This is a genomic window from Lysobacter panacisoli (assembly GCF_009765165.1).
GTDB lineage: Bacteria > Pseudomonadota > Gammaproteobacteria > Xanthomonadales > Xanthomonadaceae > Lysobacter_J > Lysobacter_J panacisoli.
Genome location: NZ_VLNU01000001.1, coordinates 1,816,917 through 1,829,788 on the forward strand (window position 1 = coordinate 1,816,917; position 12,872 = coordinate 1,829,788).

Genomic DNA, 12,872 nt, shown 5'->3' on the forward strand with positions numbered 1-12,872 from the left:
TGGCGTGCGGCGACCCCGCGGGCAAAAAAAAAGCCCCCGCGAGGCGGGGGCTTCCGTGGAACCGTGATGCGCTCAGTGGTGCAGCAGCACGTCGGCGATGATGCCGGTGGCAACGGCGATCAGCACGTAGCGACCGTCGTCGCTGCGGACCCAGCGGTGGCCGCGCGGCGGCTCGTGCAGGTGGTAGCGCGGGTAGTCGTCGACGTACACGCGGCGCTCCACGTAGACCACGCCGCGGCGGTAGTCCTTGTGGTGCCCGCGATGGCGGCCGCGATCATGATCATGATCGTCGTCGTGATCGTGGTGGTCGTGGCGATCGTGATCGTGGTGGTGCTTGCCCTTCGCGGTGGCGGCCACCGGGGAGAGCAGCAGGAAACCGATCGCGAGGGCCGACAGCAGGTGCTTCATGGGATCCCCTGGACGCATATGAATGGGTGCGACTGCAAGGCGATCCTGACCGCACGTCGTGCGCTGGCAAGTGGGGACGTCACCGAACCATGACGCAGTTCGCGGTTCGCGCCCGATTCGCTTCATGCCGCCTTTAGGTAAGCGGTTTCAGGACGCGTTGCGCGCGTTCGATGGCGCAAAAGCGCCGGAGCGACGCGCGGGGCCCAGTCCGCGCGCCGCTCCGGGATCTCCCTGACGAGGAGGCGGCCAGTGTCGCGGCCGGCCGTCGCAGGGAACGAGACGGAAGGACTCAGGCGCCCACGCGCACGCGGACGGCATCCATGTCGCGCACGGGGCGCACTTCGATGGAACCGGTCCGCGACCACGGGAACGAATGCGCGATGCGTACCGCTTCCTCGATGTCGGCCGCCTCGATCAGGTTGAATCCGGCGAACACTTCCTTGGCCTCGGCGAACGGCCCGTCGAGCACCGCGGTCGAGCCGTTGCGGGTGCGCAGCGACCGTGCGGCCGTAGGTTCCTCGAGCTGCTGCGAATCGAGCAGCACGCCCGCGGCACGCAGTTCGTCGGCCTTCTGCAGACAGCCGCGCATCAGGCGTTCGAACTCGCCTTCGGGCAGCGCGTCCATCAGGACCGGATCGGTGTAGACCATCAGCAGGAATTTCATGGCGCTCCAGCGGTGGGGTCGTCGGGACCGGCATTGTGGCCCACGCGCGGGACGCGGCCGTGTCCCGAAAGGCACCCTTCGGCGCATTCGCCCGCTGGCGGGACGATTCTTCCCCCGAATGCCGGCTTATCGCGCGCGCCGCCGCTGCCTAACCTGTCGCCTCCCCCGAACACGCAAGGATCGCCGCCATGCTCACGCCGAAACAGGCGCAGTTCGCTTTCGTCCCGCTCGTGGTCACGCTGATGTCGGGCGTGATGAGCTTCGCGATGACCGCGCTGCATCATGGAGTGCGCCCCGGACTGGTGAGCGCATGGCTGCACGGCTGGCCGGTGGCGTTCGTCGTCGCGCTGCCGACCGCGTGGCTGGTGCTGCCGGGCGTGCGCGCGCTGCTCGCGCGAGCCACCGTCGACTCCGTGCCGGCGCGCGAACGCGTCGGCCGCCTGGGCTGATCCGCGCGCAGCGCAGGCACGTGCACGAGAACCGCACCGCGCTCCGGTACGATGCGGCGGATTCACCGCAGGAAAAGGAACGCGGCATGCCGTCGGCCGTCGATACGCCCGCCCACGACCCCGCCATCGACGCCATCATCGATGTGCGGGGCCTGACCAAGACCTACGCATCGGGCTTCCAGGCGCTCAAGGGCGTCGATCTGTCGATCCGCCGCGGCGAGATCTTCGCGCTGCTCGGTCCCAACGGTGCGGGCAAGACCACGCTGATCAGCATCGTCTGCGGCATCGTCAACGCTTCCTCCGGCACGGTCAGCGCCGACGGCCACGACATCGTCCGCGACTACCGCGCTGCGCGCAGCAAGATCGGGCTGGTGCCGCAGGAACTGTCCACCGACGCCTTCGAGAGCGTCTGGGCCACGGTGCGCTTCTCACGCGGGCTGTTCGGCAAGCCGCGCGACGACGCGTACCTGGAGAAGGTGCTGCGCGACCTGTCGTTGTGGGACAAGAAGGACAGCAAGATCATGGCGCTGTCGGGCGGCATGAAGCGGCGCGTGCTGATCGCCAAGGCGCTCGCGCACGAGCCGCAGATCCTGTTCCTCGACGAGCCCACCGCCGGTGTCGACGTCGAACTGCGCCACGACATGTGGGAGATGGTGCGGCGCCTGCGCGAGAACGGCACGACCATCATCCTGACCACGCACTACATTGAGGAAGCCGAGGACATGGCCGATCGCATCGGCGTGATCAACCGCGGCGAGCTGATCGTGGTCGAGGACAAGGCCACGCTGATGCGCAAGCTCGGCAAGAAGCAGCTGGCGCTGCAGTTGCAGGCGCCGCTGGAGCAGGTTCCCGACGCGCTGGCCTCGTACCCGCTGGAGCTCAGCGCGGACGGACAGACGCTGGTCTACACCTTCGACGCGCAGGCGCAGGAAACCGGCATCGCCGCGCTGCTGCGCCGCCTGCACGACCACGGCATCGACTTCAAGGACCTGCATTCGAGCGAGAGTTCGCTGGAGGAGATCTTCGTGAGCCTGGTGCGCAAGGGCCGGGAGGTGCGCGCATGAACCTGCACGCGATCCGCGCGATCTACCGCTTCGAGATGGCGCGCACGTTCCGCACGATCATGGAGAGCATCTTCTCGCCGGTGCTGTCCACGTCGCTGTACTTCGTGGTGTTCGGCGCGGCGATCGGTGGGCGCATGGGGGATGTCGACGGTGTCAGCTACGGCGCCTTCATCATCCCCGGCCTGATCATGCTGTCGCTGCTGAGCGAGAGCATCTCCAACGCGTCCTTCGGCATCTACATGCCCAAGTGGGCTGGCACGATCTACGAACTGCTGTCGGCGCCGGTGTCGGCGTTCGAGATCGTGATCGGCTATGTCGGCGCGGCGGCGACCAAGTCGCTGATGCTCGGCGCGCTGATCCTGATCACCGCGCGCTTCTTCGTGCCGTACCACATCGAGCATCCGTTCTGGATGCTGTGTTTCCTGGTGCTGACCGCGCTGACCTTCAGCCTGTTCGGTTTCATCATCGGCTTGTGGGCCGACAGCTTCCAGCGCCTGCAGCTGGTGCCGCTGATGATCGTGACGCCGCTGACGTTCCTGGGCGGTGCGTTCTACTCGATCAGCATGCTGCCGCCGGTCTGGCAGAAGATCGCGCTGTTCAATCCGGTCGTGTACCTGATCAGCGGATTCCGCTGGAGCTTCTACGGCGTGGCCGACGTCAACGTCGGCATCAGCGCGGCGGCGATCCTCGCGTTCCTGCTCGCGTGCCTGACCGTGGTGTGGTGGATCTTCCGCACCGGCTGGAAGCTCAAGGCCTGATCGTGATCAGGCGTCGGGTGCGGTGAGTTCCTCGCGCACCCAGTCGTCGATCATGCGTTTCTCGAAGCGCAGCGGATCGCTGTTGGACGGCGAGTCGTTCATCAGGAACGCGGAGTCGCGCAGCTTGCGCTCGCCTTGCGCGAGCACGCGACCGTCGGCGCCGGTGAGCGTGACGTTGAGCGTCATCCGCGGCGGATAGAGGTCGCGGATGATGCGCGTGGCGTACAGGTCCGGGCCGTGCCAGGGTTCGTAGGAACCCGCGCGGCGGATGTCGAGGATGTCCACGTCCAGGCGCTGGCCTTCGGGCAGCTGCTTCGCAGCGCGGTCGCGCAGGTACACCGCGAGTTCCTCGACCCAGTTGCCGCGCGCGGCTTCGTAGCGGTTACCGCTGTAGCGCAGGTCGCTGAACTTCGACGGGTCTTCCCAGCGCACGCTGACCGGACCGGCGTCCGGCAGGCTGCGCGGCGCATCCTTGTCGGTGACGTGGCGCGCGCCCGCCATCGCGGCCGTGGTGGACAGCAACAGCGCCAGGGACATCACGAACAGTCGCGGCTTCATGACGGGGCTCCGGTCCGGGGACTGGTTGGATTTTCGCACCGCGCGGGCACGCCGCGCCGCCGCGGGCGCTGCTCGTACAGCGTGCGTTTCCATGCGCGTGGCGGGTGCGAATCTGAACGTCGTCCGCATCGGGCAATGGACTGAATGGGCGTGCGCTCCTACCGCGAGTTTTTTCGGACAGTTCCCATGTGGTTCGCCGCACCCGTCAGGAGAATCCGCCGCGCGCCCCGCAGGGCGTGTCGTGATCGGAGTTCCCATGTTTCCCGCAGTTCGCACCACCCGCGCGCCCGGCGGCAGCACACCTCGCAGCAGCTTGATCGCCAGTCTGCAGGCGCTGGCCGCGCTCATTCTCCTGGCATTCGCCGCGCAGGCCGGATCTGCCTGGATCCCCAGCCGTGATGCCCCACGCGTAAAGGTCGCCGCAGCGCGGGGCGGACCCTATGTCCCGCTGGGATCCGCGGCAAGCACGCAGGCGTCGATCGACGAGCTCGATGCGCCGGATCTGACGGTGCCCGCCCAGTACAGCCTGCCCGACGCTGCGTTCGATCTGTGGTCGTCGCCGCTGCTCGACCGCGAAAGCCTGCCGCAGCTGCTGCCGGTGACGCCGGTGCGCATCACCTCGGGCTTCGGTCGCCGCCACGATCCGTTCGGCCACGGCGATGCCTTCCACAGCGGCATCGATTTCGCCGGCGTCGTGGGTACGCCGATCCATGCCTCGGGCGACGGCGTGGTCATGCAGGCCCGCTACAGCCGCGACTACGGCAACGTGGTGATGATCGACCACGGCCAGGGCGTGGTGACCCTGTACGCGCACAACAGCCGCCTGGAAGTGCATCCGGGCGAAGCGGTGATCGCGGGACAGGAGATCGCGCGGATGGGGTCGACCGGTCGTTCGACCGGCCCGCACCTGCATTTCGAAGTGCGCCAGTACGGCCAGCGCATGAACCCGGGGCACTGGATCGCCGGGCTGTGACGCGCCGCCGTCGCGGCGGCGCGCTGGGTGTTACTCGGCCTGTTCCTCGCGGTACCAGGCTTCGACCTTGCCCTTGGCCTTCATCGTCATCGGATTGCCGCGACGGTCGAGCGACTTGCCGACCGGCAGGCGCACCCAGCCTTCGCTGATGCAGTATTCCTCGACGTTGGTACGTTCCACGCCGTTGAAGCGGATGCCGATGCCGCGTTCGAGCACGGTCTCGTCGTAGAACGGGCTGCGCGGATCATTGGAGAGGCGGTCGGGAGGCGTGTCGGTCATGGCATGGTCCATCGGGTCGTCGGTGCGCCGCCGGGCGAGCCAGCGGGCGCACAGGATACGCGACCGCTACTTGAGCACGTAGCCGCTCAGGCGCCAGGTGCCGTCTTCGTCCTGGCGCAGCGAGACCAGTTCGAGCCCCGTGCGGTTGCCGGCGAAGCGGGTCTCGAACTCCACGTTCGCGTACGTGCCCTGCGGCAGCTGCTGGTTGCCGGCCGTGGAATGGCGACTGACCGAGGTCCACCGCCGCGCCGACACGGCGCCCAGCGGCTTGCGCTGCGCGGCGATGGTGTCGACGAACTTCTTGCGGTCCACGCTGCGCTTGGCGACGGCGGAGGCGCCGTCCCAGAGCTCGCCCGCGCGGCCGCCGTCGACCAGCGCCAGGGCCTGCAGGGCGGCGTTGGCCAGCGTGTTGGGGTCGATGTCGCGGGCTGCGGCCGGGGCGGCTGGCTGGGCCTGCTGAGCCTGCTGAGCCGACGCCGGCGTCAGGCCGAGGCAGAGCAGGACGCTCAACAGGGCAATGGGGGCGAGGTTCTTCATGGCCGGCTCCGGGCCGTGGGGGAGTGCCGAGTATCCCGCCATCGCCGTGTCAGGGATGCTCACCGCGTCCCTGGGCCTTGGCAATGCGTATCACCGCGCGGACCCGTTCGCGGTCCTGGTGGCGGGAGATGGGCACCGCGCCCAGCGCGATCGCCCGCTCGCGCAGCTCCGAGGGGACGTCGTAGTGCGCGCCGGAGGTCTTGTTCTGGAAGGCCCGGCGGGGGATTTCCAGCCGCTCGGCCATGCCGTGCAGCTCGTCGAGGGTGTCCGCCATGAGGTGGGCCCAGCGCCGGCCGCGCCACAAATGGACGGCATCGTCGACGTAAACCGTCATGGGGCGGGGGTCGGGATCAAAGGGTCTGAACCTGAATGGAGGGGGTGAATATGAACCGGAGAGGCCCCCGGCATTGCATCGGCGGCTTTAAGCATCTAAGGTGCGCGCTGCTGCGTTAGCCAAGGGTCACTGTGATCGTGGCCCGATGTGGAACAGTTTCTTCATCGTTGCTCCTCGCTTTCTCCTTGCAACCAGCCTCATCGCCGCTCAAGCGGCTTCACCTACGTTCCAAGGAGCAAAGAAATGTCGAACCGTGAAACCGGTACCGTCAAGTGGTTCAACGATGCCAAGGGCTTCGGCTTCATCAGCCGCGAGAACGGCGAGGACGTTTTCGTCCACTTCCGTTCGATCCAGGGCAATGGCTTCAAGAGCCTGCAGGAAGGCCAGAAGGTCACCTTCACCGTCGTCCAGGGCCAGAAGGGCCTGCAGGCCGACGCCGTGCAGGCGCTCTGAGCCAACCACGCGTTGATTGAAAAAGCCCGGCTTCGGCCGGGCTTTTTCTTTTGGGGCATCCGTCCACGTGAATCGCTGACGTGCGGACGACTTGTTGGAACTCGTGAGCGATTGGCTGGGCCCGCGCGGGGACTGAGCCTCAGCCGCGCGGCACGCGCACCATGCGGTCCATCAGGTGCTCGATCGAATCGCCCGTGTGGGTGCAGCGTCCCAGGTGCACCGGCGAGGTCTGGATGATCGAACTGCGCTTGGCCGTGAGCCAGTGGAAACGCGCGCGCTGCGGCAGCAGGCCGATCGGGCCGCTGCCCGGTCCGCCGCGGCAGACCGCTTCCATCGCCGCGAGGTGGCGGCGCACGGTGTCGAGGTCGATGTCCGGCGCGAGCGCGCGCAGGCGCGCTTCGTCCACCTCGATGCGCGCTTCCAGGAACTTCGCCGCCGGGCACGACATCAGGATGCCGACGTTGACGAACTCCTCGCGCTCCACGCGCGGGACCACGCGGATCACCGCGTAGTCGTAGGTGTCGCGCGACGGGTCAGGGGCGTGCATGGACGGCCTCCTCGACGAAGCGCTGGCGCTGCGCCAGCCGTTGCATGAAGTGTTCGACATAGGCGGCGCGATGCTCGGCCGGATCGTGCGGCGTGTCGCTGCCGCCCAGCCACGATTCCGGCACCTGCGCGAGGATCTCCTCGAACGTCGCGCGTGACAGCTTCGGCGCCAGGCGCGCGTCCGCTCCGGCGATGTCCTCGGCCTGCGGCAACAGCACGTGTTCGCGGATCATCGGGAACGCACTGCCCGCATGCGACGGCGAACCGTCCCAGCCGTGGTGGAAATACAGCGCCGCACCGTGATCGATCAGCCACGTCGCGCGATGCCAGACCAGCAGGTTGGGATTGCGGAAACTGCGGTCGACGTTACTGACGAAGGCGTCGAACCAGACGATCTCCGACGCCAGCGCACCCGGCACCTGTTCGGCGACCGGATCGAAATTGATCGCGCCGGGCAGGTAGTCCAGTGCGAGATTCAGGCCTTCGCTGGCGCGGATGAGGTCCTGGATTTCGGGATCGGGCTCGGTGCGCGCGAGTTCGGGGTCGAGTTCGACGAACACCAGCTCGGGGATCGGCAGGCCGAGCGCACGCGCGATGCCACCAGCGACGAGCTCGGCGACCAGCGCCTTCGGACCTTGTCCGGCGCCACGGAACTTGAGCACGTACAGGCCGTCGTCGTCGCCTTCGATGACGGCAGGCAACGAGCCGCCCTCACGCAGCGGCGTGACGTAGCGGGCAACGTTGATGGTGCGCAGGGGCATGATCGCGGCGATCTGGAGAGGTAACCGAAAAGCCGCGACAGGTTACCCGCAGTCGCCGTCGCGCGCTGCGCATTCGATGAAAGTCGCCGCTTACCAGGTGTCTTCGAGCATGCGCGGACGGCTCGCAAGCCACCCGCCGTACGCCAATGCGAGCAGGCACAGCGCGAGGAAACCGAACGGCCACCACCAGCCATGCGTGGTTTCGTGCAGCCAGCCGAACAGCAGCGGGCCAAGGCAGCTCAGGCTGTAGCCCGTGCCCTGCACGAAGCCCGACAGGCGCGAAGAACCGCTCTGCGTGCGCGTGCGCAGGTTGATCAGCGTGAGCGACAACGGGAACGTACTCGGCCCCAGGCCCAGCAGCGCGACCCACAGCAGCGGCGCGGCCATCGGCGCGATCAGCAGTCCCGCGAACGCGCCCAGGTACGCGACCACGCAAGCGAGCACCAGCGGGAATGGATTGGCGATGCGCACCGCCAGCGCAGGCAATGCGATCGCGCTGAGCAGGCCCATCGTCGAGAACAGCGCGACCATGCTGCCGCCGAGCGCCGGGCTCGCGCCGGCTTCGACCATCAGCTTCGGCAGCCACGTGAACATCGAATACGTGGTGAGCGAGGTCATGCCGAACATCAGCGTCAGGCCCCACGCCACCGGCGAGCGCCAGACGCGACCGGTGTTGCGCGTGCAGGCGAGCTCGGGCGCTTCGTCGCCACACGCCACCGCGCGATCGTGCGTGTGCGCGAGCGCCTGCGCTTGTTGCGAATGGCCGAAGCGTTCCATCCACAACACCGCGATCCACGGCACCGCCGCCGCGGCCGCTACCAGCGACCACGCGCCCAGCGACACGCGCCAGCCCGCGCTCTGCGCCAGCGGCACTGCGAGCAGCGCGGGCAGGATCGTGCCCAGCTGCAGCACGGTGATGTACAGCGTGCTGACCGTGCCGACGCGATCGGCGAAGTAGCGCTTCACCAGCGGCGGCAGAACGACGTTGCCCATGCCCATGCCCGACAGTGCGATCGCCGAGGTGAGCAGCAGCATCGACGTGTCGCCGACGAAGGCGCGCGCGAACAACCCGAGCGTCGCCAGCACCATCGCCAGCAGCGCGGTGCGTTCCAGGCCGAGGCGGTGCGCGATCGACGGCGTCACCACGCCGAACAGCGCGAACGCCGCGGTCGGCACCATGCCAAGCACGCCGGTCATCGTCGCGCCGAAACCGAAGTCGCGGCCGAGGCTGTCGAGCAGCGGCGTCAGCGACGTCACCGCGGTGCGCAGGTTGAACGCCGCCATGACGATGCCCGCGAGCACCAGCGCACGGTCGCGCCACAACGGGCGGACGAGAGGCGGGGCGACGGCGGTTCTGGCGTCCATGTGGGGATTCGTTCCGGGTGTGGCGCGCCGCGGGCAAGCGCGACAATCGCCGGCTGCGCGGCGATGCGGGGGAGGAATGTGCATGGCAGTGTGCGTGACCGACGCGCGCGAAACCACCCGGCGCGCGGCAACACTGGGTTCCATTGCGGCGTCGGCGAGCCGGCCTTTCACCGTGTCCTCACCATCCTGAGTCCTGCGTGCACGCTGCGCAGCGGATTCACCGGGGATTCGCGGCGCTGGCACAAGACTCCAATCCACTTCCACACGAGGACTGGAGATGACGATCAAGAACACCAGGCACACCGTGATCCTGGGCGCGCTGATGCTCGCGGCCGGCGCCGCGTTCGCGCAGAGTGCGCCGCCGAAGGCGTCGTTGACCGAGGCGCAGGTGCGCGCGCGCCTCTCCGAGCAGGGCTACACCAAGGTCAACGACGTGAAGTTCGAGGACGGTGTATGGAAGGCCGATGCGCGCAGCGCCGAAGGCGAGCGCGTCGACCTGCGCCTGGATGCGAAGACCGGCGCGGTGTATCCGGACCAGCAGGTCGCCAACCTCAGCGAGGCCGACGTGCGCGCGCGCCTGTCGGCGGCCGGTTACACCAACGTCCACGATGTCGACTACGAGGACGGCATCTGGAACGCCGAAGCCGACGATCCGGCCGGCAAGGACGTCGAACTGAAGATCGATCCGGCGAACGGCAAGGTGATCGGCAAGGAAAAGGATTGATCGGACGCGACCGCCGGGTGCCCGAAACCACTCACGGCGCAAAGTCGCGCTCCCGCCCCTCCCCGTTCATCGGGGAGGGGTTTTCCCATCCGGCCACATGCATTTGGTTGGCTGGCGGCCCGGCGCCCGCGCCCCTACTATCGGCCGGCAATCCCGACCAGGCGTCCACCATGAAAGTACCGGCTGTATCGCTGCTCGCGCTGTCCCTCTCCGTCGCCCTGAATCCCGCGCTTGCCGCGAAGGGCCCCGACATCGACGCCAAGCGCCTCTCGCAGGACGTGAAGGTGCTGTCTTCCGATGAGTTCGAAGGTCGCGGCCCGGCCACGGCCGGCGAAACCAAGACCATCGACTACGTCGTCGCGCAGATGCGCACCGCCGGCCTGCAGCCGGGCGGCGATCTCAAGGACGGCAAGCGCGAGTGGACCCAGGCGGTGCCGCTGGCGCGTTCGGAGATCAAGGGCACGCCGGCGCTGTCGGTGAGCGTGAAGGGCAAGGCACAGCCGCTGATGCAGGGCGAGCAGGTCGCCGTGCGCGCGGCGCAGGACGGCACCACGGCGGTGAACATCGCCAACGCGCCGCTGGTGTTCGCCGGCTACGGCGTCAACGCGCCGGAGCGCAACTGGGACGACTTCAAGGGCGTGGACCTGAAGGGCAAGATCGCCGTGGTCCTGATCAACGATCCGGACTTCGAAGGCGGCGAAGGCGACTTCGGGGGCAAGGCGATGACCTACTACGGCCGCTGGACCTACAAGTACGAAGAGGCCGCGCGCCAGGGTGCGCTGGGCCTGCTGATCGTGCACGAGACCGAGCCGGCGTCGTACGGCTGGGCGACGGTCAAGAACTCCAACACCAACACGATGTTCGACGTCGTACGCGACAAGCCGGCCGCGGTGCATCCGATGATGGAAGGCTGGATCCAGCGCGATTTCGCGGTCGACCTGTTCAAGCGCGCGGGCCTGGATTTCGATGCGCTCAAGGCGCAGGCGAAGACGCGCACGTTCAAGCCGGTCGAACTCAAGGGCGCGACGCTGAGTGCGAAGTACGACGTCAACCGCGAGATCATCACCTCGCACAACATCGTCGGCCGCATCGACGGCGCCAAGCGTCCGGACGAAACCGTCGTCTACTCCGCGCATTGGGACCACCTCGGCGTCGGCCAGCCCGATGCGAAGGGCGACCGCATCTACAACGGCGCAGTCGACAACGCCACCGGCACCGCCGCGCTGATCGAACTCGGCCGCGCGTTCGCCAAGGCGCCCAAGCCCGACCGCTCGATCGTGTTCCTCGCCGTCACCGCTGAGGAGAAGGGCCTGCTGGGTTCGGAGTACTACGCGTCCAAGCCGCTGTATCCGCTGGGCAAGACCGTGGCCGTGCTCAACATGGACGCGCTCGACCCGCACGGGCCGGCGCGCAACTTCACCACGTCCGGCAGCGCGAAGCAGGAACTGCTCGACCAGCTCGTCGCGACGGCGAAGCAGTGGAACCTGGATTACGTGACCGATCCGAAGCCGGAAGCGGGCCACTTCTTCCGCTCCGACCACTTCCCGTTCGCCAAGCGCGGCGTGCCGGCGATTTCGTTCGGCTCGGGCAACGACCTGGTCGACGGCGGCCTCGAAGCCGGCAAGAAGATCGAGGACGCCTACGTCGCCGACCGCTACCACCAGCCGGCCGACCAGTGGGAAGCCGACTGGACCTTCACCGGCATGGCGCGCGACCTGCAGTTGCTCTACACCGTTGGCCACGACCTCGCCGATTCGGACAAGTGGCCCAACTGGGACGCGTCGTCGGAGTTCCGCGCGGCACGCGATGCGAGCGCGTCGGATCGCAAGTAAGCGTCGTCCGGTTACCGGTCGAACGAAACCCCCTCTCCGACCGGAGAGGGGTTTTGTTTTTCAGGCGGCTTTCGTCGACAGCGCGGCGACGACCTCGTCCGTATCCAGCACCGTCGCGAACTCCGTCCGCAGCGTCGCCAGATGCGCGCGCTGGATCGCGTCGGCCGGAATCACCGAGCCGTCCGCATCCTTGAGATCGAAACACGCGCAGGCATCGCCCACGACCACCGTGCGATAACCCAGGTTCGCCGCGACGCGCGCCGTGGTCGACACGCACATATCGGTGCTGATACCGAACAGCACCACTGTGTCGATGCCGAGCCGGCGCAGGCGCAGATCGAGGTCGGTGCCGATGAAGGCGGCGTTGACCGACTTGGTCACCAGCGCTTCGCCGTCGAGCGGCACGAATCCCGGACGATGCGCGTTACCTGGATGCCTCGGCGCGAGCACCGAACCTTCGACCACGGAATCGTGGCGCACATGGATCAGCGGCAATCCCGCGCGACGCCACGCGTCGAGCAGGCGCAGGCCGTTGGCTTCCATCGATGGATTGTTGCGCGGCGGCCAGGGCGGCAGATCGAAGCCCTGCTGCACGTCGATGGGGATGAGCACGCTGCGCGAATCGAACGTCATGGCGGTGTTCCGTGGCGGGAGACGACCACGATGCGCCCTCGCGCGCGCCGGTCTCAACCCGGCACAATGCCGGTCACGCCGGCACTCTTCGAGCGCATGAAGACCCTCGACGCCATCGATCGCCAGCTCATCGCGTTGCTGCAGGACAACGCGCGCCTGTCGACCGTCGCGCTGGCCAAGGCGGTGGGACTGGGTCGCAGCACCGTGCAGGAACGCCTGCAGCGGCTGGAAAACGCGGGCGTGATCGCCCAGTACACGGTGCGCTTGGGCAGCGGCGGCGATCCGCTGCAGGCCTGGCTGATGCTGCGTTACGCCGATGGCTTCAGTTGCGACGACGTGATGCCGCTGCTCGTCGAACTGCCGCAGGTACGGCTGTGCCACAGCGTCGCCGGCGAACTCGACCTGCTGGTGCTGGTGCAGGCCGATACGCCGGGCGAACTGGCCGACCTGCGCGAACGCGTGGCCGGCTTCAAGGGCGTGGACGACGTCACCACGGTGCCGGTCCTGCGTACCACGCTGGACCGGCGCTGAGGG

Annotated in this window: 18 protein-coding genes; 8 read left to right on the top strand and 10 right to left on the bottom strand. The window is 67.9% G+C overall.

Going from position 1 to position 12,872, the window contains the following annotated elements:
* Positions 1 to 72 precede the first annotated feature (72 nt).
* Both FOF45_RS08525 and FOF45_RS08530 read right to left on the bottom strand, forming a co-directional pair.
* On the bottom strand, positions 73 to 408 hold the full coding sequence (locus tag FOF45_RS08525; protein ID WP_233264101.1) for an RcnB family protein: 336 nt from the start codon (positions 406 to 408) through the stop codon (positions 73 to 75).
* A 289-nt stretch (positions 409 to 697) separates the two neighbouring features.
* Positions 698 to 1,072 carry a YciI family protein gene (locus FOF45_RS08530; protein WP_158983919.1) on the bottom strand — a complete coding sequence of 125 codons (375 nt, stop codon included), beginning with the start codon at positions 1,070 to 1,072 and terminating at the stop codon, positions 698 to 700.
* Positions 1,073 to 1,260: 188 nt separating this feature from the next.
* Here FOF45_RS08530 and FOF45_RS08535 point away from each other — a divergent pair, with 188 nt between their 5' ends.
* The 3 genes from FOF45_RS08535 (at position 1,261) to FOF45_RS08545 (ending at position 3,343) form a co-directional block, all read left to right on the top strand.
* Positions 1,261 to 1,521 (top strand): DUF2798 domain-containing protein, encoded by a 261-nt coding sequence (locus FOF45_RS08535; RefSeq protein WP_158983921.1) that lies wholly within the window; start codon positions 1,261 to 1,263, stop codon positions 1,519 to 1,521.
* A 125-nt stretch (positions 1,522 to 1,646) separates the two neighbouring features.
* Positions 1,647 to 2,585 carry an ABC transporter ATP-binding protein gene (locus tag FOF45_RS08540; protein ID WP_158987368.1) on the top strand — a complete coding sequence of 313 codons (939 nt, stop codon included), beginning with the start codon at positions 1,647 to 1,649 and terminating at the stop codon, positions 2,583 to 2,585.
* On the top strand, positions 2,582 to 3,343 hold the full coding sequence (locus tag FOF45_RS08545; RefSeq protein WP_158983923.1) for an ABC transporter permease: 762 nt from the start codon (positions 2,582 to 2,584) through the stop codon (positions 3,341 to 3,343). The genes FOF45_RS08540 and FOF45_RS08545 overlap by 4 nt, the downstream gene beginning before the upstream one ends.
* A 6-nt stretch (positions 3,344 to 3,349) precedes the next feature.
* Here FOF45_RS08545 and FOF45_RS08550 read toward each other — a convergent pair whose 3' ends face one another.
* Entirely contained in the window at positions 3,350 to 3,901 is a 552-nt protein-coding gene (locus FOF45_RS08550; RefSeq protein ID WP_158983925.1) for a DUF3016 domain-containing protein, read from the bottom strand.
* Between the two features lie 256 nt (positions 3,902 to 4,157).
* Here FOF45_RS08550 and FOF45_RS08555 point away from each other — a divergent pair, with 256 nt between their 5' ends.
* A complete protein-coding gene (locus FOF45_RS08555) occupies positions 4,158 to 4,874 on the top strand; it encodes a M23 family metallopeptidase (protein WP_158983927.1) in 717 nt (238 codons plus the stop codon).
* A 30-nt stretch (positions 4,875 to 4,904) separates the two neighbouring features.
* Here FOF45_RS08555 and FOF45_RS08560 read toward each other — a convergent pair whose 3' ends face one another.
* From FOF45_RS08560 to FOF45_RS08570, 3 genes are all read right to left on the bottom strand, one after another.
* On the bottom strand, positions 4,905 to 5,153 hold the full coding sequence (locus tag FOF45_RS08560) for a DUF3297 family protein (protein ID WP_158983929.1): 249 nt from the start codon (positions 5,151 to 5,153) through the stop codon (positions 4,905 to 4,907).
* 66 nt (positions 5,154 to 5,219) lie between these two features.
* Positions 5,220 to 5,690 (bottom strand): DUF4019 domain-containing protein, encoded by a 471-nt coding sequence (locus tag FOF45_RS08565; RefSeq protein WP_158983931.1) that lies wholly within the window; start codon positions 5,688 to 5,690, stop codon positions 5,220 to 5,222.
* A gap of 49 nt (positions 5,691 to 5,739) precedes the next feature.
* Positions 5,740 to 6,024, bottom strand: coding sequence for a DUF4031 domain-containing protein (locus FOF45_RS08570; protein ID WP_158983933.1), 285 nt, complete (start codon positions 6,022 to 6,024; stop codon positions 5,740 to 5,742).
* A 243-nt stretch (positions 6,025 to 6,267) separates the two neighbouring features.
* On the opposite strand from FOF45_RS08570, the gene FOF45_RS08575 reads away from it, so the two are divergent.
* A complete protein-coding gene (locus FOF45_RS08575) occupies positions 6,268 to 6,477 on the top strand; it encodes a cold-shock protein (protein ID WP_158983935.1) in 210 nt (69 codons plus the stop codon).
* A gap of 139 nt (positions 6,478 to 6,616) precedes the next feature.
* On the opposite strand, the gene FOF45_RS08580 is transcribed toward FOF45_RS08575, so the two are convergent.
* The 3 genes from FOF45_RS08580 to FOF45_RS08590 form a co-directional block, all read right to left on the bottom strand.
* Complete coding sequence (locus FOF45_RS08580; protein WP_158983937.1) at positions 6,617 to 7,024, bottom strand: DUF3037 domain-containing protein; 408 nt, start codon at positions 7,022 to 7,024, stop codon at positions 6,617 to 6,619.
* A complete protein-coding gene (locus FOF45_RS08585) occupies positions 7,011 to 7,778 on the bottom strand; it encodes a HipA family kinase (protein ID WP_199244552.1) in 768 nt (255 codons plus the stop codon). The genes FOF45_RS08580 and FOF45_RS08585 overlap by 14 nt, the downstream gene beginning before the upstream one ends.
* Positions 7,779 to 7,874: 96 nt before the next feature.
* Entirely contained in the window at positions 7,875 to 9,149 is a 1,275-nt protein-coding gene (locus tag FOF45_RS08590; protein ID WP_158983941.1) for a CynX/NimT family MFS transporter, read from the bottom strand.
* A 277-nt stretch (positions 9,150 to 9,426) separates the two neighbouring features.
* On the opposite strand from FOF45_RS08590, the gene FOF45_RS08595 reads away from it, so the two are divergent.
* Together FOF45_RS08595 and FOF45_RS08600 are read left to right on the top strand one after the other, a co-directional pair.
* Positions 9,427 to 9,873, top strand: coding sequence for a PepSY domain-containing protein (locus FOF45_RS08595; RefSeq protein ID WP_158983943.1), 447 nt, complete (start codon positions 9,427 to 9,429; stop codon positions 9,871 to 9,873).
* A gap of 170 nt (positions 9,874 to 10,043) precedes the next feature.
* Entirely contained in the window at positions 10,044 to 11,705 is a 1,662-nt protein-coding gene (locus tag FOF45_RS08600; protein WP_158983945.1) for a M28 family metallopeptidase, read from the top strand.
* A gap of 60 nt (positions 11,706 to 11,765) precedes the next feature.
* On the opposite strand, the gene FOF45_RS08605 is transcribed toward FOF45_RS08600, so the two are convergent.
* A complete protein-coding gene (locus FOF45_RS08605; RefSeq protein ID WP_158983947.1) occupies positions 11,766 to 12,338 on the bottom strand; it encodes a cysteine hydrolase family protein in 573 nt (190 codons plus the stop codon).
* A 96-nt stretch (positions 12,339 to 12,434) separates the two neighbouring features.
* Between FOF45_RS08605 and FOF45_RS08610 the strand changes: the two genes are divergently transcribed.
* Positions 12,435 to 12,869, top strand: a complete 435-nt coding sequence (locus FOF45_RS08610) for an Lrp/AsnC family transcriptional regulator (RefSeq protein ID WP_158983949.1) — start codon at positions 12,435 to 12,437, stop codon at positions 12,867 to 12,869.
* The last annotated feature ends 3 nt before the right edge of the window (positions 12,870 to 12,872 follow it).

Coding starts and splice junctions, on each gene's coding strand:
- FOF45_RS08525 (WP_233264101.1), bottom strand. CDS start 408: ATGAAGCACCTGCTGTCGGCCCTCGCGATCGGTTTCCTGCTGCTCTCC.
- FOF45_RS08530 (WP_158983919.1), bottom strand. CDS start 1,072: ATGAAATTCCTGCTGATGGTCTACACCGATCCGGTCCTGATGGACGCG.
- FOF45_RS08535 (WP_158983921.1), top strand. CDS start 1,261: ATGCTCACGCCGAAACAGGCGCAGTTCGCTTTCGTCCCGCTCGTGGTC.
- FOF45_RS08545 (WP_158983923.1), top strand. CDS start 2,582: ATGAACCTGCACGCGATCCGCGCGATCTACCGCTTCGAGATGGCGCGC.
- FOF45_RS08550 (WP_158983925.1), bottom strand. CDS start 3,901: ATGAAGCCGCGACTGTTCGTGATGTCCCTGGCGCTGTTGCTGTCCACC.
- FOF45_RS08555 (WP_158983927.1), top strand. CDS start 4,158: ATGTTTCCCGCAGTTCGCACCACCCGCGCGCCCGGCGGCAGCACACCT.
- FOF45_RS08560 (WP_158983929.1), bottom strand. CDS start 5,153: ATGACCGACACGCCTCCCGACCGCCTCTCCAATGATCCGCGCAGCCCG.
- FOF45_RS08565 (WP_158983931.1), bottom strand. CDS start 5,690: ATGAAGAACCTCGCCCCCATTGCCCTGTTGAGCGTCCTGCTCTGCCTC.
- FOF45_RS08570 (WP_158983933.1), bottom strand. CDS start 6,024: ATGACGGTTTACGTCGACGATGCCGTCCATTTGTGGCGCGGCCGGCGC.
- FOF45_RS08575 (WP_158983935.1), top strand. CDS start 6,268: ATGTCGAACCGTGAAACCGGTACCGTCAAGTGGTTCAACGATGCCAAG.
- FOF45_RS08580 (WP_158983937.1), bottom strand. CDS start 7,024: ATGCACGCCCCTGACCCGTCGCGCGACACCTACGACTACGCGGTGATC.
- FOF45_RS08590 (WP_158983941.1), bottom strand. CDS start 9,149: ATGGACGCCAGAACCGCCGTCGCCCCGCCTCTCGTCCGCCCGTTGTGG.
- FOF45_RS08595 (WP_158983943.1), top strand. CDS start 9,427: ATGACGATCAAGAACACCAGGCACACCGTGATCCTGGGCGCGCTGATG.
- FOF45_RS08600 (WP_158983945.1), top strand. CDS start 10,044: ATGAAAGTACCGGCTGTATCGCTGCTCGCGCTGTCCCTCTCCGTCGCC.
- FOF45_RS08605 (WP_158983947.1), bottom strand. CDS start 12,338: ATGACGTTCGATTCGCGCAGCGTGCTCATCCCCATCGACGTGCAGCAG.
- FOF45_RS08610 (WP_158983949.1), top strand. CDS start 12,435: ATGAAGACCCTCGACGCCATCGATCGCCAGCTCATCGCGTTGCTGCAG.